Here is a 24,405-nt window from a genome sequence, read left to right as displayed (position 1 = left end):
CTTTAACCTCGGTAATGCGGTAGGGGCCTGGTTTGGCGGGCTGATTATCGCGTTTGGCTTTACTTACAGCTACCTGACATTACCCGCCGCGGTGCTCTCTTTTGCCGCCATGAGTTCGCTTATTATTTACGGGCGCAAAAAAACCAAATACGCCACCCAACAGGCAATGCATCACTGATCGAAAACCGGGCCAACGCCCGGTAAATTCGCTTAACGCAGCCACGGCGTGATAGTCAACCCGATCAGCACGCCTTCAGGCGACAGCAGGCGCGTCACGCTTTGTCCCCACGGTTCCTGGCGATTCGCCACCAGCAGCTGATAGCCATTCGTTACTAACACTTGCGTCGCCGTTGCCAGATCCGCCACTTCAAATTCAATCCAGCTTTGCGGAATCGGGTGGGAGTCCGGCCATTGCGGCTCACCAAAGCAGGATGTTGCCGCATGGTGTAATGGCCACAATGCGAAGTGTTTTGCGCCATCGAGGGCGTCGTGTGCGGCCACCAAATAATCGCTGGTGCCCTCCATCGGTTTTAACGGCAGCCCGAGGGTATATTGATAAAAGTCCTGGCTTGCCGCCACGTTGTTCGGAATGGGGCCAAAACCAGCGATAAACAGCACCTCAAGCCCGGGAATAGCAGGGGACATAAGCACCTCGGTGTCAAAAAAAAGGGGGCATTAACGCCCCCGTATTCAGAAAGCGCTAACCATCAGTGGCGCAGATCGATAACCATACGGCCGAGAATCTGGCCTTGCTCCATCTCTTTAAAGATAGCGTTAATATCCTCCAGCGGACGCAGCGCCACTTTCGGCACCACTTTGCCTTCGGCGGCGAACTGGAACGCTTCGCTCAGATCCTGGCGGGTACCGACCAGCGATCCCACCACCTGAATCCCGTCGAGCACGAGGCGCGGGATGTCCAGGCTCATTGCTTCCGGCGGCAGGCCAACGGCCACGACGCGCCCACCGGCGCGTACGGCATCGACGGCAGAGTTAAACGCCGATTTTGCCACCGCGGTCACCACCGCAGCGTGCGCACCGCCGGTTTTCTGCTGGACTATTTTCGCCGCGTCTTCATTGCGCGGATTGATGGTCAAATCCGCCCCCATGCTGGCGGCGAGTTTTAGCTGCTCATCATTAACATCGATAGCGATGACTTTGGCATTGAAGACATTCTTCGCATACTGCAGCGCCAGGTTGCCGAGCCCGCCAAGGCCATAAATCGCCACCCACTGGCCCGGTTTGATCTGCGCCACCTTTACCGCTTTATAAGTCGTCACGCCCGCGCAGGTGATGCTGCTGGCGGCGGCAGATTCAAGCCCGTCCGGTACTTTGACCGCATAATCCGCGACGACGATGCACTCTTGCGCCATGCCGCCATCGGCGGTGTAACCGGCATTAATCACCGTACGGCACAGGGTTTCGTTGCCGCTGTTACAGTACTCGCAGTGGCCGCAGCCCTGGTAAAACCAGGCAACAGAAGCGCGATCGCCCACTTTCAGCGAGGTGACCCCTTCGGCCACTTCGGCGACGACACCAATCCCTTCATGCCCGAGGATGACGCCGGTTTTATCACCAAAATCGCCGTTCTTCACATGCAAATCCGTATGGCAAACCCCGCAATACTCCATTTTCAGTAACGCTTCGCCATATTTCAGCGGGCGTAAGGTTTTTTGTGTGACTTCTACCTGGTGATCCTTTGTAACGACAGCAGCCTTCATCGTATTTCTCCTGTGGTAAGTCAACGAACTAAGCGTCGGGTGGCGACGTCTGCTTCCCGCATCTACCTCTTAAGCGTTAATGCAATGGTCATGATATTCAAGTCCTGAGTAACATCATGCAATACTTTCATCGCTTTTCCCCTGGTTATGGCAGGTTAAATATCTAAAACCACCGCTTTTTCAGGCCGATTAACATGCGGCAAAAAGTGGGGATTGACCTCAGGATTCAGTACCAAATCGATGCGCCTGTTCGCTAACGCAGCAACATCAACGGTAAATGCTCAGTTGCTGTCGACCATATTTTGGAGTCGCCGCAAAACATTGCGCACAAAGATGTGACAGTTATAGAAAACGCCAAAGGAGTACGGATAGTGTTTAAAATGGATGCACTCAATTTTAAAAGCGATATCAAATAAATGCGTATATTTATCATCCAGTAAAAACAAAGCTTTACTTCTGATAAGACCTTTTAGCGGAGCATCGTGATCGACGGTATAAGGTAGTGGTTCTTTAATAACAATAACCGCATGTTTTGCTTGTCCGGGCGGAGAAGTGAGCAGATTGAATCCCGGGTTGTGCTTTTCATTAATGGCATATTTTGAGTAATATTGCGGTCTGTCTTCTACATTGCTGCTCACGCCAAGTAACCGCAGATGGCTGCGTTTATAACCTTTTTGAAAGAAACATGAATGCTGGTTAAGAAAATTATCATTATCAGTAATGACCTGGACGAGTATTTTATTGTGCTCAAGGTATTGCACAGCATCACCATGACTTTCTATCTTTTTACCGGTAGCATTTGCTAGCCTGTATAAGCTGAAACCAACCGTCATTCGATCTTCAAGAAACCTGTCCCATTTATCCTGAATGATAAATGCGGCATTTTCTTCTTCATCAGTCGGCATTTTGCGCCTCAACAAATTATCTATTATCAGCTCGCTGATTTATACTTATCTTGCCGCCATAAATCATCTAAAAATAAATGAAAAAACTTATCTGTTTATCTGGAAAATTCCACAGGCGCATTCAGGGGGGAATCTGAGCCAGGCTCCGCAAATTTTCAATTTATGTGTATTCATCAACCATACCCGGTAAGCAACGGCCAGCATGCAGATATACCATTCTGCGCAGCACATTGAGTACAAATGTATGACAGTTATAAAAATAACCATAGGAGTAGGGGAAGTCTTTAAAAAATTCGCATTCAGCCTGCAATGCCAAGGCAAAAAAACATGTATATTCATCATTCACAACATGTAAAACATTCCATTGGCATAATTTAGTGATGCGTTCTTTAATTTTGCACTCTTCAGGCCCAGCGGCATCAATAATGATAACGGCTCGATTCTCCTGCTCCTCCGGCAGCTTTTTAAAAATCAAGCCGGGAAAGCGAGCAGGCACAATAGGATATTTAGAATAAAATTGTGGCCTGTCTACATCAACCTTGTTGACACCCCCTATTATTAAATGGCGGCGATGAAAATTATTGATAAAAAAACAGGAATGCCCGATAAAAGGCTGACGGCTAAAAGCATCAACCTGTAAAAGTATTTTACCTTCATTCAGATATCGTTTGGCTTGGTCGAACTCTTTGATTTTGCTGCCCACTTTCATTATCAGCATCTCCAGGTTATATGGGATCTCTTTTTTCTCTTCCCGAGATTGCCGCCATTTCCGTTGGATAAGAGTGGCCATTCTTTCCTCTTTACAGGGCATTTTTCACACCTTAAGTTGAAAATTTCATCAGGTTCTGTAGTTTTATCTTTCAGAAAAAGCGTCGTCATCTTAAAATATATGAAATAAATTACTTATTTGTTTAAATGGCAGGAAGTTAAAAAGTTAAGGTTTACATTCCCGTTCAAGTTTGCCGGGCGCACACCAAAAACAGGCGCCCGGCGGCGCCTGTTTTATCGCACTACAACATCAATCGTAAACGTTCTATCTCTTCGCGCCACTGCGCCTGCAGCTGTGGTTTCTGGTGTTTCGCTTTACGCGCCAGATCCTCTTCAAGCCGGCTTTCCAGCGCGATCAGCTCCTCCAGCAGGGCATCCATGTCCGCCGCAGTTTCGACGGAGGCGTTATGCGCAACGGAGGCGGGATCTGCGCCGACGACACTTTCCTTCAGGCGCGCAAAAACCGCCTGCGGATCATGCCACTCGCTCAGTTCACCGTTCTCTACCAGCCAGAAGCGGTTACAGCTTTCCGTAATGAGCGTTCGGTCGTGACTCACCAGCAGCACGCCGCCGCTAAACTGTCCGAGGGTCTGCGCCAGCGCCTCTTTACCCGCCATATCAAGATGGTTGGTCGGTTCATCAAGCATCAGCAGATTAAAACGCGCCAGCGATAAGCCCAGAAACAGCAGCCGGGAACGTTCGCCGCCGCTCAGGGTTGCGACATATTGCCCGTGGCGCGCCCAGGCAAAACCGGCGGCAATCAGCGCCATCTTGCGATCCTGCGGGGAAGGGGCGAACGGTTCTAACGCGTCAACCAGCGTCGCGTTATCGGGCAACTGCTGCTGCGTCTGGTCGTAATACCCGGCATTGAGGCGCGGATGCAAACGCAGGCCGTTTTCCTCCGTCTGCTGGTAAGCACGCCAGATAAGCCGCAGCAGCGACGATTTTCCGCAGCCGTTACGCCCGACAATCGCCACCCGGTCGCCGCTTTTCAGCCGCGCCAGCGGCACGGTGAACAGGGCAGGCAAACCTACAGCCGGGGCAACCGCCAGCTGTTCCATCTCTAAAAGACGGTCCGCTTTTAATGCTTCGCCGTGCAACGCCAACCGCCAGTGACTGCCGTCCGTCAGCTCCGTTTGACTCTCTTTCAGGCGTTCGACCTGGCGCTCCATCTGTTTCGCTTTACGTGCCAGATCCTCGTTGTCATAGATTCGCCCCCAGGTCGCCAGCCGTTTGGCGCTGGCGCTGACGCGATCGATCTCTTTTTGCTCCGCTTTATGGCGCAGGGCATCACTCTCATCCCGCGCGTCCAGCGCCTGTCGCGCCGCGCTACAGGGAAGTGCAAAACAGTGCAGCCGCCGATCGCGCAGGATCCAACTGCCGTTGGTCACCGCATCCAGCAGGGTGGCATCGTGGGAAACCAGCACAAAGCTGCCGGGCCAGCCCTGCAGGAACTGCTCCAGCCACAAAAGCGTCGGCAGATCGAGATGGTTGCCGGGCTCATCAAGCAGCAGCAGATCCGGTTCGCGAATAAGCGCCCGTGCCAGCAGCAGCCGGGTATGCTGTCCGCCGCTGAGTGTGGCGGCGGTTAGGTTAATCTCCTGCGAACTTAAGCCCATATTTGCCAGCAGGGATTCACCGCGCCAGCGTTGACTGTCACGCTCGGCCAGCGGCAGCTGCGCCATTACCGCGTCCAGCAGCGTCATGGCTAACAGCCCGTCGGGAAGATGTTGTTCAACGCGGGCCAGCAGGCACTGATGCGCCACGGTGACATTGCCGGAAAGCGGGGATAGCGAACCGTCCAGCACCTTTAAAAGGGTACTTTTGCCGCAGCCATTGTCGCCAATAAGGCCAAGGCGATCGCCTTTTTTCAGGGTGAAGGAGAGATCGGAAAACAGTGGACCAAACGCCGTGTCAACACGGAGTGATTGTGCAGATAATAATGTGCTCATTGCTTACTCAAGAGTTACAGGCACGAGCGTGCCTCGTCAAACATCGCTGACGATAACCTGGTAAGCCCAAGGGAAGGGTTTGTTGTCTTCGCTCAAGCCGAAGTTATCGCAGCACGCTATCGATAACGCTTGAGCTGGCGCGATCGCCAAAAGCATGTGAATAGTCAAACAATTCACAATACAGCATAAGAAACCTCCTTTTATATTCATCAAGTTAATGGGTAAAAAGGAGTTTAGCGGGAAAGTGAATGATTTTCCAGCAGGGATAGACCCGGCGCACAGGGGCACCGGGTAGGGCATTTAAATCGAGGTGCGCCGGTAGTTGCGGTACTTCGGCTCCCAGAAATTATCATCAATCGCCTGTTTCAGCGCCTCGGCCGAGGTTTTTACCGCCACGCCCTGTTGCTGCGCCATTTTGCCGACGGCGAAAGCAATCGCGCGCGAAACCGGCTGAATATCTTTCAGCGCCGGCAGCACCAGCCCTTCGCCGTTGAGCAGCAGCGGGGAGTATTCCGCCAGAGTTTCGCTGGCCGCCATCAGCATATCGTCGGTGATACGCGATGCGCCGGAGGAGATAACCCCCAGGCCAATACCGGGAAAAATATAGGCGTTGTTGCACTGGGCGACAGGATAGGTTTTATCTTGCCACTGCACCGGCGGGAAGGGACTGCCGGTCGCCACCAGCGCCATGCCATCGGTCCAGCTGATAATATCCTGCGGCGTCGCTTCTACGCGTGAGGTCGGATTCGACAGCGGCATGATAATCGGACGCGGGCAGTGTTTATGCATTTCGCGGATAATCTCTTCCGTAAACAGCCCGGTCTGGCCGGAGACGCCAATCAGGATATCCGGTTTGACGTTACGCACCACGTCCAGCAGCGACAGGGCTTCGTTCTGCGTACCCGTATCCCAGTTGTTGAGATTCTCGCGTTTCTGCACCAGCTTGTTCTGGAACGGCAGCAGGTTGGGCATTTCGTCCGTCAGCAGGCCGAAACGATCCACCATATAGACTTTTTGTCGGGCATCGGCTTCGCTCAAGCCTTCACGCTGGGTCTGGGCGATGATCTGCTCGGCAATCCCGCAGCCGGCAGAACCGGCGCCGAGGAAGACAATCTTCTGATGGCTCAGCTGGCTGCCCGCCGCGCGGCTGGCGGCAATCAACGTGCCGACGGTCACGGCTGCGGTGCCCTGAATATCATCATTAAAGCAGCAGATTTCGTCGCGGTAGCGGTTAAGCAGCGGCATGGCGTTTTTCTGCGCGAAGTCTTCAAACTGCAGTAGCGCCTCCGGCCAGCGCTGTTTCACCGCCTGGATAAACTCATCGACAAAGGCGTAGTAATCATCGCCGGTAATACGCGGGTGGCGCGCGCCCATATACAGCGGATCGTTAATGAGCTGCTGGTTGTTGGTGCCAACATCCAGCACCACCGGCAGGGTGTAAGCGGGGCTGATACCGCCGCAGGCGGTGTACAAAGAGAGTTTGCCGATAGGAATGCCCATCCCACCAATGCCCTGATCGCCAAGGCCGAGAATGCGCTCGCCGTCGGTGACGACGATCACTTTGATATTGTGGTTCGGCACGTTTTGCAGGATGTCATCCATGCTGGCGCGGTTTTGCCAGGAGATAAACACCCCGCGCGCGCGGCGATAGATGTCCGAGAAACGTTCGCAGGCCCAGCCGACGGTGGGCGTGTAGATCACCGGCATCATCTCTTCGAGATGATTTTCAACCAGCCGGTAAAAGAGGGTTTCGTTGGTGTCCTGAATATTGCGCAGATAGATATGCTTATCGATATCGGTTTTAAAGCCCTGATATTGTAACCATGCGCGTTCGGCTTGTTCCTCAATACTTTCAACCACTTCAGGCAGCAGACCAAGCAGGTTAAAGCTGTTGCGCTCCTCCACGCTGAAAGCGCTGCCTTTGTTCAGCAGCGGGAATTCCAGCAACACGGGGCCGGCATAAGGGATATAGAGCGATCGGTTTTTATTATGCTTTGCATTCATCTTACAACTCCTTGATCAACGTGCTCCCGTGGGGGTGGATCACGGGCGGGTACTGCGGCGGCGCAAGTATAAAGCATAGATACAGCAAATACTTCCCGTACGCAGGCTTCGTTGAATGAATTTTTATCATTTTCAAGGGGAAGGGAGATAAAACACCACCCCGGACGGGGTGGTGCGGGTGGATACATTAACCAGCGCGGCGATGGCGTCCGGAGCGGTGAGCGACAACGGTCTCTTCCTGGTTGTCTTTGGTGACCACTTTGCGGGTGTTCGACACTTTGTAATCCAGCCCCATAATATGACGTGCCTGACGGTTCGATTTCATACTTACTCCTTAATCCAGTGCAATGTTTCAAGGACAAGCCCGATAGCAACCGGGCGAAATACCATCTCATCAATGATGCGGTACAAAAAGCGTACCGAACAGTAATCCTCGGCCATCAATCCACAAAGTGCAATAAGAATAGTTACCTTTAAGCGCGGCGGCGGCGCGCAACAAGCAGGCCGGTCACTGACGGCCGACAGCCATTAAGTGGCTGAGATCGCCGCCTAAGCGGGTGTTTTGTAACGGGCGCAACGCGGCTATCCGCGCTGTCAGCGCAGCGTGACAGGTATAAAGCTGACACCAGCCTTCTAGCCAGGCCAGATTGGTGGGACGCTGCAAAAACGCCACATCCTGCGCGACGGCCGTTTTTTGCGCAAACGGCTGCGTATCGTCTAACCCGGCGATCACCCGTTCGCCGAGCCGCCGCAGCGCATCATGGTTTTGCGAATGCATATCCGTGCCGTTGGCGCGGGCAAACAGAGCAATCATGACCAGCGGCTGAAGGGCGTAATTATGATAGGAAAATGCCCGCTGACGGCGGCGCAGTTCATTGGGTAAAAAGCCTTGCGCATCGACCTGCTGCAGCGCCGTGCGGTAGATATCGAGCGCGGCGTCATAGAGATCGCGCCGCTGGGTGACAACCGAGGTCGCCATTATTGCCCATGCCGCCCAGTAGCTATGATTGTTCACTTTACTCAGGGGTAAATCGTGCCATTCGCTCACGGTTAACTCCCCCAGCTTGCCTAACCAGCGCTGGATGTTTTGCTGTTGCGTCGCATACGCCTTTAGCGGTTGCCGGGGGGAATATTGCAGCTGCAGCCATGCCGAGGAGAAGCTGGCAAGTGCCCATTTGCGCAGGGATCGCCCGGTATGATTGTTGGCGCGGGCGGTTAATGCACCCGCGCTGGCCCAGCTATCGAGCGCGTTAACCACACAGTCTACGGCCGCCGGATCGCCGCTTTTGGTCCAGGCGCTGAGCTGGCGGCTAACAAAACGCTCCATATCGGTAATGGTCTTTGTTTGCTGCCGATAGGCCGCATCCGCCTGCGGATTGAGGGTGGCGCGTGCGCTGTCGGAGCCGGAATACTTGCTCGTAAAATCAAGGGCGGCCGTAAATGGCGCGGGTGCGGGCGGGCAGATAATGCCTTTTGCGGTCGATGTTTCCACCTGTTGCATAAACCCGGCGGGAGGCACAAGGGTATCGGCGCCGTAAGCTGACGCCGAAAGGATAAAGATAAGTACTGTTCTGAGAAAAAGCATGCTACAGCCTGTTATCCGCTGACCAAAAACGCACTATAGCATGCCGTTTTCGGCTTTTAGTTACCGCCAAAAACATGCACCGCGCGGTTCAGCCGCACAGCACGCTCGCCGAGATTTTCCGCCGCTGCAGTGACCTGTTCCACCATCCCGGTATTGTTATGCGTCATGGTGCCGATGCGCGAAACGGACTGGTTAATCAACTCCAGCGCCTGGGTTTGCTCATGGGTCGCAGTGCCAATCTCTTTGATCATCGACGACATCGTCATCACGCTGTCGATCACCGCCGTCAGGTGGGTTTCGGTATTCACCACCATCTGCACGCCGTTTTTGACGTTGGCAACGTTATTTTCGATCAGCGTTTTAATTTCCCGTGCTGCAGAGGCGGAGTGCTGCGCCAGATTGCGCACTTCCGCCGCTACCACTGCGAAGCCGCGGCCGGATTCCCCGGCGCGCGCCGCTTCCACCGCCGCATTCAGCGCCAGGATATTGGTCTGAAAAGCGATACTGTCAATGACGCCAATGATATCAACGATTTTATTATTATCTGCCGAAACCGCCTGCATCATACCGATGGTCTTTTTCATCACATCGTCGCTCTTCACCGCGTGGGCGCTGGTTTCATCGGCACGGGCCACTGCGTCAGCGGCGGTTTCTGCGGTTTGCCTGACGGCGCTGGCGATCTCTTCTACCGCCGCCGCAGTCTGGTGCAGATCGCCGGAGGTCTCTTCCGTGCGTTTACGCAGTGCGTCGCCTTCGCTGGAGATGCGGTCACTGATTACCCGAATGCCTTTTATTTGTGCCGAGACATCGCCGACCAGCGAGTTAAGATTTAACCCTGACTGGTTTACCAGCCGCATCAGTAAGCCAATTTCATCGACGCGGTTAAAATGGCAAAAGTCGGCTTTACGCCCGGAAACCACTTTCTGCATTTGTGAAAGAATTATTTTTAACGGCCGTGCAAGTTGGCTATGTAAGTAAACAGCAAGCAACGCGAAAATAATAATCGTTGCGCCTGCTTTTACCGCAGCATTAACCGCAGCAAATTGCAATACCACTAACAGAGCAGCACTGAACAATGCGCCAATATTAATCCGTTTCGCCACGCTGATGCGCTGAAAAAGAGAGAGAAAAGAGAATAAACCCCGACGAACCACTAAGCCTTTATAAAAACGAAAACCTTTTAGCGTGTTTTCATTGACACGCTGATACAGCGCCGCGCTGGCGTCTATTTCTTCCCGCTGCGGAATATTGCGTACTGAGATATAGCCGGTCAGATTTCCCTGCTGGTAAACCGGCGTTACGTTGGCGCGCACCCAATAGTGATCGCCGTTCTGGCGGCGGTTCTTCACCATGCCGGTCCAGCTGTCGCCCTGCTGAATGGTGAACCACATATCACCAAACGCGGCGGGGGGCATATCCGGGTGGCGAATAATATTATGCGCTTCGCCCATTAACTGCTGTTCAGTAAATCCACTGGCGTCAATAAATGCGGTGTTAGCATACGTAATATGGCTATGCATATCGGTGGTCGACAACAGCGTCGCCCCTTCGTTAAGCAAATACTCGTTCTGTGTAACAGGAGTGTTACGCTTCATTAAAAACCCCACAATAAACCGCGAAAAAATATTTACTGACGGGTATACGCTCTTTTTATAATTTACCGGCCAGTGACTGTTTTATTACCCGTGCATTCTCCACAAACTTATCGTCAACGAAAAGTAGCTACATTAAATATTTTTTTAGTGCTGCTTACGGTCTGTACAATTAATTTGTTATTAGTTTGCATAACAATAATGGCGACTTTCTCTCTGCCCAGCCATAAATAGAGGCTTAAGTTAAATTACCCGCCGTCGATGCAAAAAAGGCGAAAAAAACGCCGCCTGTAATTAAAAATAATTAACATCTGACGCTGCCGTGTTTATTTTTCTTTTGTCGCTAATGGACCGTAAAAAGGGGCAGGTTGTCATATGACCCTGCGGCGGCTTAGCGCCGCAGGATGATTAATGGCTGAGAATTTGCTCGAGGAACTGGCGTGTGCGTGGATGCGTCGGCTGGGTGAAGAAGGTCTCCGGTGGAGCAGATTCCACAATGCGTCCATCAGCCATCAAAATAACCTTGTCGGCAACGGTGCGGGCAAAGCCCATTTCATGGGTGACCACCAGCATCGTCATCCCGCTGTCCGCCAGATCGAGCATTACGTCCAGCACCTCCTTAATCATCTCGGGATCCAGCGCTGAAGTCGGTTCGTCAAACAGCATAATTTCCGGCTCCATGCATAGCGCGCGGGCAATCGCCACCCGCTGCTGCTGGCCACCGGAGAGCTGCAGTGGGAACTTGTGCGCCTGGTCGGCAATATGCACTTTTTCTAGATAGCCCATTGCCAGTTCCATCGCCTGGCTACGACGCATTTTGCGTACCAACGTCGGGCCAATTATCAGGTTATCCAGCACGCTTAAATGGGGGAACAGATTAAACTGCTGAAACAGCATGCCGATGCTTGAGCGAATGCGGCTGATGTTGCGCACATTGTCATTCATTTCGATACCGTTCACCAGAATCTGGCCTTTCTGGTGCTCTTCCAGCCGGTTAATGCAGCGGATAAGTGTGGATTTACCGGAGCCGGAAGGGCCGCAAATCACTACCCGCTCGCCTTTTTGCACACTCAGCGAGACGTTATCGAGCACCTGAAATTTCCCGAACCATTTGCTGACGTCGGTCATCTGGATAATCGCATCGTGTTCGGGGGCGGTTGTTAGCATCAGGAAACTCCTTCAGGGTTGCGGTGCGCATCAATGCGTCTTTCTACCCACACCGCGTAACGGGACAGGGACAAACCAAACAGCAGATAAAGACCGGCGATAAAGATATAGGTTTCGACGTAGTAACGCCGCCAGACAGGATCCTGCATCACCGCCGTGGTGGCGGTCAACACATCGAACAGACCGATAATAATGACGAAGGAGGAGTTCTTCATCGCCGCAATAATATGGTTAGTCACCGCCGGGAGGCAGATGCGCAGCGCCTGCGGCAGCACGATTTTGCTGGTGGTGTGCCAGTAGCCAAGATTCAGCGCGGCGGCGGCTTCATACTGGCCGCGCGGCACCGCCTGCAGCCCACCGCGAATCACTTCCGCCTGGTAACAGGCAAAGAACAGCGCGATACCGACTATCACCCGCAGGAGCTTGTTGATCTCCATCCCCGCCGGTAAAAACAGCGGAAAGACATTTACCGCGACAAACAGAATAGTGATGAGCGGCACGCCGCGCAGCCCTTCAATAAAGATCACCGATAAGCCGCGTAAAAACGGCAGCGGAGAGCGGCGGCCCAGCGCCAGCATCACCGACACCGGCATACCGATAATCACCGTCCCGGAAAACAGCAGCAGCGTAAGCGGCAGCCCGCCCCAGTCGGCGGAGGAAACCGGAGCCAACCCGAACACGCCGCCGCTCATCAAGAGTGACATCACCGCCAGGGAGACCAGCCACAGCGGCCACAGCAGGCGCGAATGCCAGCAGCGCGGCGACAGAGAAAGCCCGACGGTGACAAACCACACCAGCACCGCCAGCGCCGCGCGCCACTGTTGTTCGTAGGGATAGAGCCCAAACAGCATCGGACGATATTTTTCGCCAATCACCGCCCAGCAGGCACCCGTCGCTGCGCGGCATTGATCGGCACTTGCGCCGAAACCCACCGCGTCGATCACTGCCCAGCGTAAAATCGCGTTGGCGACCCACGTCAGCACGGCTAACAACAGCAGTGTCAACACGCTTTGCAGTACGCTACTGAAGAGATGTTGTCGCAGCCAGACCGCTACAGCGTTTTGCATCATGGTTCCTTAGCGCTCTTTAATGGCGACGTAACGGTTAAACAGGTTCATCAGCAGCGACGTCGTGCCGCTAATGATCAGATACACCACCATCATAATGGCGATGGCTTCCAGCGCCTGCCCGGTCTGGCTCATCATCGTATTGCTGATATTGGCCAGCTCCGGGTAGCCGATCACCACGGCAATAGAGCTGTTTTTCGCCAGGCTCACATATTTGCTCGCCAGCGGCGGCACCATTACCCGCATCGCCTGCGGCAGCACAACGTGGCGCATCACATGCCACGAGGAAAATGACAGCGCCCGCGCTGCTTCCAGTTGCCCCTTCGGCACCGACTGAATACCCGCACGAACGATTTCGGCGATATAGGCCGAGGAGTAAAGCGAGATACCCAGCAGCAGGGCGGTGAACTCCGGGCTGATGGTAAATCCGCCGCGGAAGTTGAACCCGCGCAGCGCCGGTTGATTCAGTTCATTAGGCGCACCGCACAGCCACCACACCAGCAGCGGCAGCGCAACAATCAGCAGCGCATTGATCCGACCGGTGGGCAGCACGCGGCTGCGGCGCTCGCGCCAGTAGCGGGCAAACAGCGACACCAGCAGCGCTAACAGGCAGCCAATAAACAGCGCCAGCAGCGTCCACAGCCAGCCGCTATGCGCCGCCGGAACGGTAAAGGTCAGCCCGCGGTTGGTGAGGAAGCCGCCCGGCAGGGTGATGGCCTCGCGCGGTGCGGGCAGGTTGCGAATCACCATCGACCAGAAGATCACATGCAGAATCACCGGTACGTTGCGTAACAGTTCCACCCACGTAATACACAGTTTTACTAATAACCAGTTTTTAGAAACCCGGCCAATGCCGACAATAAAACCGAGCAGCGTCGCCAGCACAATGCCGCACAGGGTGACATAAAGGGTGTTCAGCAGACCGACCAGCAGCGCGCGGGTATACGTGTCGTTTGCACTATAGGGGATCAGCGTTTCGCCGATGGCGAAATTCGCAGGCTGGCCCAGGAAATCGAAGCCGGTGGCGATGCGCTGCGCATGCAGGTTAGCCACCACGTTGTGGTAAAGCCAGTAACCGAGGCCGATAAGCAGCGCCGCCAACAATAATTGATAACAGGCGCTACGTACGGACTTGCTGTTGAACACGCTGAAAAGGCGAAACGCGGCATTTTCGCGTGACGAATCAGACGCCAGAACGCCGGGGCTGTCAGGCTGTTTCATCATTAATATTACGACTGTGGCAGGAGTGGAGAGGGCCGCCGCGCCTGGCGCAGGCGGCCCGGCGATTAACGGATCGGCAGACCGTAAAGCAGGCCGCCCTTATTCCACTGATTATTCAGATCGCGATCCAGCGGCTGCACGCTGTTCGGGCCGAAGTGGCGGTTATAAATATCGCCATAGTTGCCCACTTGTTTAACGATGTTGTAGACCCATTTGTTATCCAGTCCCAGTTTCTCGCCGAAACCGCCCGTTACCCCCAGCAAACCCTGCACATCGGGATCGGCGGATTTCAGTTTTTCGTCAACGTTACTCTGGTTAACATCCATCTCTTCGGCGTCGAAAGTGGCGTACACCACCCATTTAACGATGTCATACCACTGGTTATCGCCTTTACGCACCGCCATCGCCAGCGGCTCTTTCGAGTACATGCCCGGCAGAATCATATGATCTTGCGGTTTGTCGGTATCAAACGCCAGGATGCCCGGCAATGCCACTTTATCGCGCGCGATCACATCGCAGCGCCCGGCAAGGTAGGCGGCGACATACTCTTTATTGTTTTCAATAACCACCGGCGTGTAGTGAATATTGCGCGCACCGAAGATCTGCGCGACGTTACGCTCGGTGCCGCTTGGCGTGACACAGACCGTTGCGCCATCAAGATCTTCGAGCTTCTTCACGCCGCTGTTGGCGCGCACCATAAAGCCGGTGCCGGTATAAAAGTTAGGCGGGGCAAAACTGACGCCCAGCGCAACATCATTGGTGAGAGTGACGGTGGTATTGCGCGATAGCACATCCACTTCGCCAGACTGCAGCGCCATAAAGCGTTGCGCGGTGGAAAGCGGCGTAAAGCGCACTTTCGACGCGTCGCCAAGCACGGCGGTGGCCAGCGCGCGGCAGAAATCAACATCCAGACCTTCCCATTGGCCTTTACTATTGATGGCAGCAAAACCGTGGCGGGCAGGGTGCACGCCGCACACCAGTTCGCCACGGGCTTTGATTTTTTTCACGGTATCGCCATTGGTGACAGGCGCGTTTTCCGCCTGGGCAGGCGCAAGGAAGCTGCCGAGCGCCAGCAGTAACGCTGAGGCGACAAGGTGAGTTTTTTTGAGCATGACCGATCCTTTTTAACGTTGCAATCCGATTAATTAACTGTATTTATTACTGTTTTCTTGGGTATTTCCTTTCTCTTCGCATATTCCTCATCCATGAACCTGTAAGTAAAAAACGAATTCAGTAAAGCATATCCAGTAACTGACGAAGCAATTATTACAGCCATCCCCGCACGCCTTGCCACAGCAGTTGGGCGCTGAGGAGGATCATGGTAATACGAAAAAGAATACGGAACAGCCGTTCCGGCACGTTATCCAGCACCCGTGTACCAAGCCAGGTGCCCAGCGCGCCGCTGACAATCATCGCCGCCAGCATTGGTAACCAGCTGGCCCAGGCGAAGCCCATGAGCCCGAAAGCGAGGATCTTAAGCCCGTGCTGCAACACCATGCAGGTGGCGTGCGTGGCGATAAGCGGCTGGCGTTTTAGCCCCTGAGAGCTGATAAGCCCGGCAACCATTGGCCCGGTGGCACCGACGATCATCGTGCCAAGACTACTTAACCCGCCGCCAATAATAAAGAACGGACGGCTTAGGGGTTTCTGCTCACCGCGTTTGCGCATCACCGACCAGAGGATAAACAGCCCCAGCGCGATGCGGGCAATGCTGTCCGGGATCGCTGCTGCCAGCGGCGCGCCAACGGCAATGCCAACGGTGCTGCCCAGTAAGAACCACAGCACCAACGGCCAGACTACATACATACGTTGGAACAGCGTACGGCTAAGGTTAGAGCCAAGCTGCACCATCCCGTGCACCGGCATCAGACTACTGACCGGCATCCCAAGGCCCATTACCGCCAGCAGCGCCGTACCGCCGCCCAGTCCCATCGCCGCCGTTAGTGCCGAGGTGAGAAAACTACATACCACCATAAGCGCGGCAAACAGCGGTGATATTTCTGGGGGAATCAATGTCAGGGTCATCGTTATATCCGTTTAGCGGAAATCATCCTGCAGCAGACGCTGGTACAGCGCCTGGACTTCAGTAGGGGATAACACCCGGCTGGCGCAATCAAGAAATTTCTGTTCAATCAGGTTATCCGGCAGCGGGATAGCCGGGCTGGAACCACGCGCGCCAGCCACCCGCAGCGCAAACTGCCGCCCGTCGACGGTGCGCAGCGTAATAAACGCACTGTGGGTAATCTCTTCGTCATGGCACTCCAGCGTTACTTTGTGCATTAAATGCTGGGTTGCGGGATCCTGAAAACGGGCATCGTCGATAAAATCATCCAGCGTCAATGTCCCGGTCACGAAAGCGCGCGCCACGCAATAATGCAGGCTGAATTTCCCGGCCATCGGGTTTTCCGGCTGCGGAATATTGATATGTGGGAAGCGGATCGGATGGACTTTCACCTCGATATGCTCAATCTCCTGCGGCTGCAGCCCGGTCTCTTCACGTAACGCCAGCACGCCATCCAGCGGCGACAAAATAGCGTAACAGCAGGGAAAGTATTTGTAATTGTTACTCTTCACGGTATCAACAATAAATGGTGGCGCATCCCAGCGTTCCGTGAGCGGCAGCGGATCGACATTACCTTCGCCGTTATAAACGTGGAAATACCCCTGATGATGCTCAAAGGCCGTAGCGCCAGCGCTGAAACCTTCTTTTGCCAGTTTACAGGCCATCACCGCGCTGCGTGCCGCCTGGCCGACCGCCAGCGCTTTGGTTTCACTGCCGAAATTGGATTTTATGCCGCTGGCCAGCGACGCGGTCATCGCCAGCGCCGTCGCCGTTTGCTGTTCATCAAGATCGAGGGCCACCGCGCAGGCGGCGACACCGGCAAACACACCCACCGTGGTGGTTGGGTGCCAGCCATGACGATACTGGAACGGGCTGACGGCTTTGCCCATCCGCACCGCCGTTTCGTAGCCGGTGATATAGGCACGTAGCACCGCCTCGCCGCTCATCGCACCTTCATCCGCCAGCGCCAGCAGCGCGGGTAATACCGCCACAGAAATATGGCCGTGTAGCCAGGAGTTGGAGTCGTCGAAATCAAGCAGGTGGGAAGAGACGCCGTTTAACAGGGCAGCATCCAGCGCATTGAGGCGTAAGTCAGTGCCGAAGACGCGGCTGTTGCCCGCAGCAGAAGTTGGCACAATCACCGCCCGCAGCTTTTTCGCGCCATTCTGCACGCCGCCCGCAAGCGTAACGCCTAAGGTATCAATGATCGCCGTCCGTGCCTGGGCAAACGCCGCGTACGGGAAAGCCTGCCGGGAGAACGCCAGTAAATTACCGGCAAGTTGTCGGGCAATGGTCATCTACAAATTTCCTGTATTAAAAAAGAATCAGTTCTCGCCGGCCAGTAAGCCGGTAATGCGCGCCAGATTACCCGGACGCTCGAAATTGACCGCCGCATCATACAGTTCAGCGCTGCGCTGTGCGCCAATAATAGGGGCGGTGAGGACATCGAATTTAGTACGCAGTTCATCGTCGCTCAGGGGATTTTGCGCGTGCCCGCGATAGACATCGGTATGGGCATGCAACACGCTGCCGTCGCTAAGCCAAACGTCGATAAGGGCGGCGCTGGCGTACTGGCCGTCAACAGGTTCAATCTCCAGCAGCGGCAGCAGGGCGCGCGCAGCCGGGTCGTCAATGGTTGCCTGAGTAAAATCCTTGTCCGTCAGGGCATAGCCGCACAACGCGAGGGTAATACAGTGCGGGATACTAAATTTACTTGCCAGCGGGATACGCGGATAGAGTTTGCGCGCGGTTTCGATGAAGGCGTGGGTGCCGCGACAGCTGGCATACAGCTTGTAGCCATTGGTCAGCAACTCTCAGCTTTCGGTGAAATCCAGCGGTGAGATCTCGTCGCATATGTACATCACCGGCGGCGCGCCATTTTTTAGCCATCTGGCGGACGGCGATAACCGCATCGTCATTAACCGCGCCGAGCGCCACGCCAGGGTAATCAATTAAGGCGCGTTTGCTTCATGACGAACTTTAAGACAAGTTTCCCTGGTATTGGCTTGTAAAAACGGTGTTGGCTTACAAAATAAAACAATTGTTATTGCTTTTGTCTCTCATTGAATTCATTTGTATACAATGAATTTCCACTTAACCATAGCAGCGAATTCACCAACGTCAAAAGATGTTTTTTAAATAAGCTCATAATAAAAATTGCCAAAACGTCCGCTTTCCTGTGGCAAGATGTGCGACGGCAGGGTGCAGACTTTGCAAAGCCAATATCGAACAGACAAAAGGAGATGAACGTGAAAACGACGGGTCGCGACGTAGGCTTAACGCCATTTGAAATTCTGCTTTCCGCCATTGAAGCGGGGGAACTGCAGCCGGGGGAGCGTTTACAGGAGACCCGGCTCGCGGAGCAGTTCGGCCTGAGCCGTACACCCATCCGTGAAGCACTTCATCGTCTGGAAACCCTGGGACTCGCCGAGCCGGGGCCGCAGCGTGGGCTTATCATCGCGCATATCAGTTATGAACGCTTGCGACAGTTGTTCGATGTGCGTGAAGGGCTGGAGCGGCTGGCGATGCAACTGGCGGTCAACGCGGCTTCCGATGCCGAAATTGCGTTGTTACAGGAGATGGTGAACGCTGAAGCTTCACTTACCGACAGTAAAGCCCTGCACGATCATAACCGCATGTTTCACCGTCAGATTTACCGCGCCACACATAACCCCTATCTCAATGAAATGCTCGACAATTTGCGTATCCACCTGTCGCTATTGCGCAGTACCACCTATGAACTTAAAGAGCGTACCGAAGAGGCCAAACGTGAACATCAGGCAATCGTCGACGCGCTGGCGCGACGTGACAGCGCCGCAGCGCAAAATATTGCCTGCGAGCATATTCGCCACGGCTATCGCGCGCGTTTGACCATCTTAAGCCAGCGAGAACGCTAACAGAATGGCCTTTATTTGACCGACGGGAATTAGACCTCGCTGATAGACTTCAGAATGGCATCATCTTATTCGGGCATTCTGAGGGTAGCATTTCGTGTTAGCGACGTTGATTTACCGTAGCCGACTGAATCAAACATTAGATCCATCGCAGCTTGCGGACCTTGTCCAGCAAGCCAGTCTGCGTAACGCGCAAGTGCAGGTGACGGGAATTCTACTGTTCGACGGCGAGTATTTTTTACAGGTTCTTGAAGGGTCGCTGGCGTCAGTCAATGCGGCGTATGCGCGCATCAGCCAGGACACCCGTCACGGTAACGTGGTGGAACTGCTGCGTGATTTTGCGCCGTGCCGCCGCTTCGTCGACATGGGCATGGTGCTGTTTGACCTCCGGGTCATGCAGCCGTCCCTCGTGTTACGTAAAATACTCAGGTTTGGCACGCTGAAATATAAGCTTGCCAGTAACGATCGGGTCTACAAATTCATTCGTAATTTTATCGCTTCGCCCAACGGCAACGGTGGGGTACGCAATACGTCGCCCGAGCAGTGGCAGTTCACCATAAAAACGTCACCCTTCGCCAGTGAGGCGCCACTCTTTGCTGAGCAGCCCTGTCAATTTGCTTTCCAGCCGATTATTGAACCGCTGCGCGGCAATATTTCGTCGCTCGAAGCGCTGATCCGTGGGCCAAACGGCGGCAGCCCGCAGGAGTATTTCTCCACTATCGCGCCAAATAAGCTTCACGAAGCGGATCTGGCCTCAAAAGGCTGGGCGCTGGCGATGGCCCGTCGCTTAGGCATCGGCAACCACAAAGTTGCTATTAACCTGTTACCGATGTCGCTGGTTAAAATCCCCGGTGCGGTAGAGATCCTGCTCAATCACATCACGCGTAACCAGCTTAATCCGGGGCAAATCATCGTCGAAGTAACCGAAGATGAGGTCATTTCCGGTTATGAAGAGTTTACCTGGGCCATCCGCCAGCTGCGCGCCGCCGGGATTGCGCTGGCGATTGACGATTTTGGTTCCGGCTTCGCCGGGTTATCGCTATTGGCAAAATTCCAGCCGGATAAGCTGAAAATCGATCGCACCATCGTTACCGATATTCATTTGCACGGGCCGAAACAGGCGATTGTGAAGGCAATTATCGATTGCTGCGCTGAACTGCAAATTACCGTTGTTGCCGAAGGGGTGGAAAAGATAGAAGAGTGGTGCTGGCTGGAAGCGGTTGGCATTCAGCGCTTCCAGGGCTTTTTATTTGCCCGCCCGATGCTCAATGGCGTGTCGGCGATTAACTGGCCGCAGCGGCTCACCCGCAAGGATTAGCCCGCCGTATTAATAGAAGGGGTGGCGTTCTCTCTGCTGAAAGAGGTTTGCATGCCTGCGCCAGGTACTCTTTGGCTTATAAATCAGCGAGCTTCTATGCTTAACTGAACGGTAGTGGTTGTGTCTTCTGAGGGAATGATGAAATTTAAAAGACGTATTGCGCGAGCGCTGGCGCTCCATTCCTCTCTTGGACGCAGTCTGACACTGTTTATGGTCGGCCTGCTGTTAGCGGGCGCGGCCACCAGCGTCTGGACGCTTACGCGCGCGTGGGATCGGCAAGTGGAAGATACCGAACGCAATGCCATCAACCTTTCCGTAGCCCAGGCGCGTCAGGCGGAAGATACCTTTTTACAAACGGAAGTGATATTACGGGACATTCGCCGTAATCTGCCCGCGGAAAGTATCGACGGGATTGATGTTAAACAGTTCAACAGCTATCTGACTGAGCTAAAAGAGCGCCTGCCGCAGCTGCACGGTTTGTTGATTTACGACACCGCTGGAAACATGAAAGCCACCTCGTTTGGCTCAGTGCTGCTTAACGCTAACAACAGCGATCGTGAATATTTTCGCTATCACCAGCGTAACAGCCACGACACTATTCATATCGGCCATGTTATCCGTAGCCGTTCCAGCGGCGATCTGGTTATTCCGGTTTCATTGCGTATCAGCGACAGCTCAAACGGCTTTGCAGGGGTGCTGCTGGCAACGGTAAAAGTCGACTATTTTCGCCATTTCTATAACTATTTTGAGATGCAAGACCATGACATACTGGCGTTGCTCAATACCGACGGCACTACGGTTTTTGTGCGACCTTACGGGGATGATGTCGTCAATCGCAATCTTTCCGCCAGTCCGTTATTTACCCGTGAACTGGCGAAAAAAGATCGTGGAAACGGCACCTGGATTTCTGCCCTGGATAATATTGAGCGCATTTATGGTTTTTCCCGTCTGGAGCGCTATCCGCTGGTGGTGGCGGCGGGCTACGCCAAACCGGCGCTGTGGAAAAGCTGGTTAAAAGAGAGCCTGCCGGATTTAGTGCTCAATGGGATGCTGCTGCTGGGGACGCTGCTGATGGGCGGCATTATTTTCCGTCAGGTCAGACTCAATGTGCGTAATCAAACGGAGCTGGCCGTGCTGCGGGATGAACTCACCAGCATCAATCACACCTTACAATCGATGGCGCTGGCCGACGGTCTGACCGGCCTTGCCAACCGCCGCCAGTTCGATCTTTATCTGGCGAAAAGCCTGAAAGCCTCCGCGCTGACGCAAAAACCGGTGGCGCTGATTATGATCGATATTGATTATTTCAAACGCTATAACGATTATTACGGACACGTTGCCGGGGATAACTGCCTGCGGATGGTGGGCGAAATTATTGCGAAACTAAAAGTGCGTGGTAACGATCTGATTGCGCGTTACGGCGGGGAAGAGTTCGCCATCATCCTGCCCGCCACCGGCCCGGAAGGTGCGCTGTTTGTCGCCCGTCAGGCGGTAGCAGCGGTGCGTAACGCCAAAATCCCCCATACTAAAACCAGCGCTGAAAATAGTGTCGTCACCATCAGCGCCGGTTGCTACAGCCTGGTGGCCGATGCGGATTTCGATGACACGATTCGGCTGAAAGAGGGGGCAGATAAGGCGCTTTACCAGGCCAAAATAGCCGGGCGCGATCGTGCCGTTGCCGCCACAGAAGAACTATTGCGGCAACGGCAATAATTTAAAGCGGAGATTTGGTTAAAAAATAGCGTTGCATACCGGGCAGCGGATGGTCCGGCAACGTCATTTGCAGTTGAAAGCCCAGTTTTTGGTAGAACGGCAGCGCCTGAAAGCTTGCGGTATCCACCAGCGCGTGTTTACAGCCGATGGCTTTTGCTTCTGTCGCCGCGCGCTGCATTATGTCACTTCCCAGCCCGCTGCCGCGCCGCGCTTCATGCACCCATAAAAACTGGATATTGAACCATTCCCCCTCCTGACGTCCTATCAATCCTCCTTGTAGTACATCCTGTGCATCACGATAAAAAACGGCGAGCGGTTTAATAATGCTGAGATCGATAAACTGGCTGTTGTAGCTACGCAAACCGGTCAGTAGTTCATGCTGATCCTGTTCAGATATTTCCCGAGTCACTATGACTTTCATCCCTAATCTCCTTTTGTCATGCAGGTTAATCATCTTAGCAGGCAGGCTTCGGTTGAGCAGGGTTTTATTACCTCCAGACAGGCGAAAGTGTTTATGGCTTCGATGATGAAAGGGGATCACGATGACGATCCACTACTAAAGGAGACCGCCAGTCAGTGATTAAGTGAAGATGCTACCATCCAGTATGATATTTAATACACTGCCTTTTAAAAAACCAAACTTATTACAATAGAAGCTTACTTAAAAGCCTAACATTAGCAATAAACAGTCAGTGAATATCGGTTGCCAACTATTGCGGCTGGAATCATCCGTACGTTACGCACTATTTTTTTTAAAAGGCCACCATAACAAAAGGTTAAATAGAATTCTCACGCCACCATATTATTGACAACAGAGGAGACATCGAAGAAAAGTAAGATTTTTCTCTGCATGCACGCTGCTTTTTAAGATATTTCAGATAGATAAACACACATTTATAAGATATTTCAGCTCATGTTTTTGTTTTTTTATCCGGCATGCCCATTATAGTAGCGACCATCCAAATAAAGCTCAGGTGTTTAGGTTAGGTTATGCACTTAATTAATAAATTAACGGTTATCAGTAGCTTTATTATTGCTACCACCGTTTCCTTTGCCGTATCGTCTGCGCCACTAATTGGTATTAGCAGCATGTATGATATAATTTTACCTGGATCACAAAGTATATCCAAACGTATTCATAATACGGGCGACTCAACCGCTTTTGTCCGCGTTGAGATTCTGGAAATTGATCCTTCTAAAAATAAACAGCAAGAAGAAGTTCCGCAAAAGGAATTATCCGGGAGCAAGCTTGAACGCAACAGACTACTGGTAACGCCGCAGCGGCTTATTATTTCACCGGCAGGATTTTCAGTCGTACGCGTTTTTTGGCCGGGCGAACGCGAACGCGAAAGGTATTTCCGCGTTAGATTTGCCCCTGTGTTACCGGAAGCCGATGACAGTTTTGGTCTGGATAAAGAAGCCATCAGTCAGTACCGGAAGGAGACACTGCACGCCGGGCTAAACGTACTTACGGGTTATGGCACGATAGTTATCGTACAGCCCGACAATCCGACATTTAAAACCGTCATCAATGATAAAGCCGCCGAAGCCGTTACCATCAGCAACGATGGAAACGCCACGATAGCGCTGGATGACCTGCGCCAGTGTAAAGGGGTGAGAACGGATTGTAGTATCGCCACGCGTGAGATTATTCTTCCCGGCCGCACCCACGTCGTTAAAAGAAACGCGGGCAATAAGATTAGTTTCACTCTTATCGAGGGAAACAATAAAAGGGTATTAAATTATTAATATCCGAAAATTAATTAAGGGTGATAGCACTTAATTAATGATGGACTTAACACACTCAAGGAATAACTAATAATGAACGCAAATTTTTCTGCCATGAAAAAAACTATGGTCGCAGCACTGTTTATCACTACAACATTCGGCGGCGCGGTAGCCCATGCAGCAGCGAATACTATCGAAAGTTATACCATTCAGCTGAAAGCGTCGGTGCCTTCTGATGATTTTCACGTTATTCCTGTCGACTCAGGCTGGATTAACCAGGAGCAGGATATGGGGTATGATATTTCCACCAGTAAGCTCAAGGTATTTGATAAACAGTTTCAGTTTAAAAATACTTCCGGTGGTATTCAGGCGACGCTGAGCGGTAACCTCAACTCTGCAGGCAAGCCGCAATTATCCAACGGGCCCGATGTTATTCCTCTGTCAGTGAAATTTAACAACGTGGCGCTAAGCAAAACGGCGATAAGCGTTGTGAGTGATGCAGACGCGAAAATCGGCGGTCGAACCTCACTTATTATCGCTCAGGATAACGATCAGCCATTGACCGTAAACGGCGATTTCACCGGTAGCGTGGGTATTATTTTCGAACCTGCAGTAGCCCCTTAATCCTTAATATCTCTCTATCTTAACGATTCATTATTAAGGGAGGCCACTACGTAACCGTGGTGGCTTTTACTATGAAAAAAAGCCTGC

At 53.2% G+C, this 24,405-nt stretch carries 23 protein-coding genes; 6 read left to right on the top strand and 17 right to left on the bottom strand.

Annotation, left to right across the window (positions count from 1 at the left end):
- Positions 1-210: 210 nt before the first annotated feature.
- The 16 genes from RW65_RS19285 to RW65_RS19210 form a co-directional block, all read right to left on the bottom strand.
- Entirely contained in the window at positions 211-645 is a 435-nt protein-coding gene (locus RW65_RS19285) for a VOC family protein (RefSeq protein WP_039058444.1), read from the bottom strand.
- Between the two features lie 62 nt (positions 646-707).
- Complete coding sequence (adhP, locus tag RW65_RS19280) at positions 708-1,718, bottom strand: alcohol dehydrogenase AdhP (protein WP_039058443.1); 1,011 nt, start codon at positions 1,716-1,718, stop codon at positions 708-710.
- A gap of 281 nt (positions 1,719-1,999) precedes the next feature.
- Complete coding sequence (locus RW65_RS19275) at positions 2,000-2,623, bottom strand: hypothetical protein (protein ID WP_039058442.1); 624 nt, start codon at positions 2,621-2,623, stop codon at positions 2,000-2,002.
- A 160-nt stretch (positions 2,624-2,783) separates the two neighbouring features.
- Complete coding sequence (locus RW65_RS19270) at positions 2,784-3,413, bottom strand: hypothetical protein (protein ID WP_156124035.1); 630 nt, start codon at positions 3,411-3,413, stop codon at positions 2,784-2,786.
- Positions 3,414-3,633: 220 nt separating this feature from the next.
- On the bottom strand, positions 3,634-5,343 hold the full coding sequence (locus tag RW65_RS19265; protein WP_039058440.1) for an ABC-F family ATP-binding cassette domain-containing protein: 1,710 nt from the start codon (positions 5,341-5,343) through the stop codon (positions 3,634-3,636).
- Between the two features lie 300 nt (positions 5,344-5,643).
- On the bottom strand, positions 5,644-7,347 hold the full coding sequence (locus RW65_RS19260; protein ID WP_039058439.1) for an NAD-dependent malic enzyme: 1,704 nt from the start codon (positions 7,345-7,347) through the stop codon (positions 5,644-5,646).
- 187 nt (positions 7,348-7,534) lie between these two features.
- Complete coding sequence (gene sra, locus RW65_RS19255) at positions 7,535-7,672, bottom strand: stationary-phase-induced ribosome-associated protein (RefSeq protein WP_039058438.1); 138 nt, start codon at positions 7,670-7,672, stop codon at positions 7,535-7,537.
- Positions 7,673-7,855: 183 nt separating this feature from the next.
- Complete coding sequence (locus RW65_RS19250) at positions 7,856-8,932, bottom strand: mannuronate-specific alginate lyase (protein WP_039058437.1); 1,077 nt, start codon at positions 8,930-8,932, stop codon at positions 7,856-7,858.
- 56 nt (positions 8,933-8,988) lie between these two features.
- Positions 8,989-10,527 carry a methyl-accepting chemotaxis protein gene (locus RW65_RS19245; RefSeq protein WP_039058436.1) on the bottom strand — a complete coding sequence of 513 codons (1,539 nt, stop codon included), beginning with the start codon at positions 10,525-10,527 and terminating at the stop codon, positions 8,989-8,991.
- A 405-nt stretch (positions 10,528-10,932) separates the two neighbouring features.
- Positions 10,933-11,691, bottom strand: a complete 759-nt coding sequence (locus RW65_RS19240; RefSeq protein ID WP_039058435.1) for an amino acid ABC transporter ATP-binding protein — start codon at positions 11,689-11,691, stop codon at positions 10,933-10,935.
- On the bottom strand, positions 11,691-12,758 hold the full coding sequence (locus tag RW65_RS19235; protein WP_039058434.1) for an amino acid ABC transporter permease: 1,068 nt from the start codon (positions 12,756-12,758) through the stop codon (positions 11,691-11,693). Before RW65_RS19235 ends, RW65_RS19240 begins: the two co-directional genes overlap by 1 nt.
- A 9-nt stretch (positions 12,759-12,767) precedes the next feature.
- Positions 12,768-13,982 (bottom strand): amino acid ABC transporter permease, encoded by a 1,215-nt coding sequence (locus tag RW65_RS19230; RefSeq protein ID WP_039058433.1) that lies wholly within the window; start codon positions 13,980-13,982, stop codon positions 12,768-12,770.
- Between the two features lie 62 nt (positions 13,983-14,044).
- A complete protein-coding gene (locus RW65_RS19225) occupies positions 14,045-15,091 on the bottom strand; it encodes an amino acid ABC transporter substrate-binding protein (RefSeq protein WP_039058432.1) in 1,047 nt (348 codons plus the stop codon).
- A gap of 154 nt (positions 15,092-15,245) precedes the next feature.
- On the bottom strand, positions 15,246-16,004 hold the full coding sequence (locus RW65_RS19220) for a sulfite exporter TauE/SafE family protein (RefSeq protein ID WP_039058431.1): 759 nt from the start codon (positions 16,002-16,004) through the stop codon (positions 15,246-15,248).
- Between the two features lie 12 nt (positions 16,005-16,016).
- Positions 16,017-17,339, bottom strand: coding sequence for an MmgE/PrpD family protein (locus RW65_RS19215; RefSeq protein ID WP_039058430.1), 1,323 nt, complete (start codon positions 17,337-17,339; stop codon positions 16,017-16,019).
- A 27-nt stretch (positions 17,340-17,366) separates the two neighbouring features.
- Positions 17,367-17,852, bottom strand: a complete 486-nt coding sequence (locus tag RW65_RS19210; RefSeq protein ID WP_052250347.1) for an MmgE/PrpD family protein — start codon at positions 17,850-17,852, stop codon at positions 17,367-17,369.
- On the opposite strand from RW65_RS19210, the gene RW65_RS22900 reads away from it, so the two are divergent.
- From RW65_RS22900 to RW65_RS19195, 4 genes are all read left to right on the top strand, one after another.
- Positions 17,842-17,997, top strand: a complete 156-nt coding sequence (locus tag RW65_RS22900; protein WP_197058911.1) for a hypothetical protein — start codon at positions 17,842-17,844, stop codon at positions 17,995-17,997. The genes RW65_RS19210 and RW65_RS22900 overlap by 11 nt on opposite strands.
- 293 nt (positions 17,998-18,290) lie before the next feature.
- A complete protein-coding gene (locus RW65_RS19205) occupies positions 18,291-18,938 on the top strand; it encodes a GntR family transcriptional regulator (protein WP_082022466.1) in 648 nt (215 codons plus the stop codon).
- Positions 18,939-19,032: 94 nt separating this feature from the next.
- Positions 19,033-20,253 carry a diguanylate phosphodiesterase gene (locus RW65_RS19200; RefSeq protein ID WP_039058428.1) on the top strand — a complete coding sequence of 407 codons (1,221 nt, stop codon included), beginning with the start codon at positions 19,033-19,035 and terminating at the stop codon, positions 20,251-20,253.
- Positions 20,254-20,391: 138 nt separating this feature from the next.
- Entirely contained in the window at positions 20,392-21,966 is a 1,575-nt protein-coding gene (locus tag RW65_RS19195) for a sensor domain-containing diguanylate cyclase (RefSeq protein WP_039058427.1), read from the top strand.
- 1 nt (position 21,967) lies between these two features.
- Here the strand turns inward: RW65_RS19195 and RW65_RS19190 are convergent, their stop codons facing one another.
- Positions 21,968-22,387: a GNAT family N-acetyltransferase gene (locus RW65_RS19190; RefSeq protein WP_039058426.1), complete on the bottom strand. Its 420-nt coding sequence runs from the start codon at positions 22,385-22,387 to the stop codon at positions 21,968-21,970.
- A gap of 569 nt (positions 22,388-22,956) precedes the next feature.
- Between RW65_RS19190 and RW65_RS19185 the strand changes: the two genes are divergently transcribed.
- Positions 22,957-23,715, top strand: a complete 759-nt coding sequence (locus RW65_RS19185) for a hypothetical protein (RefSeq protein ID WP_039058425.1) — start codon at positions 22,957-22,959, stop codon at positions 23,713-23,715.
- Positions 23,716-23,787: 72 nt separating this feature from the next.
- Entirely contained in the window at positions 23,788-24,318 is a 531-nt protein-coding gene (locus RW65_RS19180) for a CS1 type fimbrial major subunit (protein ID WP_197058908.1), read from the top strand.
- Positions 24,319-24,405: the final 87 nt, after the last annotated feature.

This window comes from Enterobacter sp. Bisph1, assembly GCF_000814905.1.
In the GTDB taxonomy this organism is placed as follows: Bacteria; Pseudomonadota; Gammaproteobacteria; order Enterobacterales; family Enterobacteriaceae; genus Kosakonia.
Note: the sequence above shows the minus strand (reverse complement) of the source record. Positions and strands in the feature narration are given on the sequence as shown.

Coding starts and splice junctions, on each gene's coding strand:
- RW65_RS19275 (WP_039058442.1), bottom strand. CDS start 2,623: ATGCCGACTGATGAAGAAGAAAATGCCGCATTTATCATTCAGGATAAA.
- RW65_RS19215 (WP_039058430.1), bottom strand. CDS start 17,339: ATGACCATTGCCCGACAACTTGCCGGTAATTTACTGGCGTTCTCCCGG.
- RW65_RS19245 (WP_039058436.1), bottom strand. CDS start 10,527: ATGAAGCGTAACACTCCTGTTACACAGAACGAGTATTTGCTTAACGAA.
- RW65_RS19260 (WP_039058439.1), bottom strand. CDS start 7,347: ATGAATGCAAAGCATAATAAAAACCGATCGCTCTATATCCCTTATGCC.
- RW65_RS19235 (WP_039058434.1), bottom strand. CDS start 12,758: ATGCAAAACGCTGTAGCGGTCTGGCTGCGACAACATCTCTTCAGTAGC.
- RW65_RS19195 (WP_039058427.1), top strand. CDS start 20,392: ATGAAATTTAAAAGACGTATTGCGCGAGCGCTGGCGCTCCATTCCTCT.
- RW65_RS19270 (WP_156124035.1), bottom strand. CDS start 3,413: ATGGCCACTCTTATCCAACGGAAATGGCGGCAATCTCGGGAAGAGAAA.
- adhP (WP_039058443.1), bottom strand. CDS start 1,718: ATGAAGGCTGCTGTCGTTACAAAGGATCACCAGGTAGAAGTCACACAA.
- RW65_RS19250 (WP_039058437.1), bottom strand. CDS start 8,932: ATGCTTTTTCTCAGAACAGTACTTATCTTTATCCTTTCGGCGTCAGCT.
- RW65_RS19180 (WP_197058908.1), top strand. CDS start 23,788: ATGAACGCAAATTTTTCTGCCATGAAAAAAACTATGGTCGCAGCACTG.
- RW65_RS19190 (WP_039058426.1), bottom strand. CDS start 22,387: ATGAAAGTCATAGTGACTCGGGAAATATCTGAACAGGATCAGCATGAA.
- RW65_RS19285 (WP_039058444.1), bottom strand. CDS start 645: ATGTCCCCTGCTATTCCCGGGCTTGAGGTGCTGTTTATCGCTGGTTTT.
- RW65_RS19185 (WP_039058425.1), top strand. CDS start 22,957: ATGCACTTAATTAATAAATTAACGGTTATCAGTAGCTTTATTATTGCT.
- sra (WP_039058438.1), bottom strand. CDS start 7,672: ATGAAATCGAACCGTCAGGCACGTCATATTATGGGGCTGGATTACAAA.
- RW65_RS19230 (WP_039058433.1), bottom strand. CDS start 13,982: ATGATGAAACAGCCTGACAGCCCCGGCGTTCTGGCGTCTGATTCGTCA.
- RW65_RS19240 (WP_039058435.1), bottom strand. CDS start 11,691: ATGCTAACAACCGCCCCCGAACACGATGCGATTATCCAGATGACCGAC.
- RW65_RS19265 (WP_039058440.1), bottom strand. CDS start 5,343: ATGAGCACATTATTATCTGCACAATCACTCCGTGTTGACACGGCGTTT.
- RW65_RS19225 (WP_039058432.1), bottom strand. CDS start 15,091: ATGCTCAAAAAAACTCACCTTGTCGCCTCAGCGTTACTGCTGGCGCTC.
- RW65_RS19220 (WP_039058431.1), bottom strand. CDS start 16,004: ATGACCCTGACATTGATTCCCCCAGAAATATCACCGCTGTTTGCCGCG.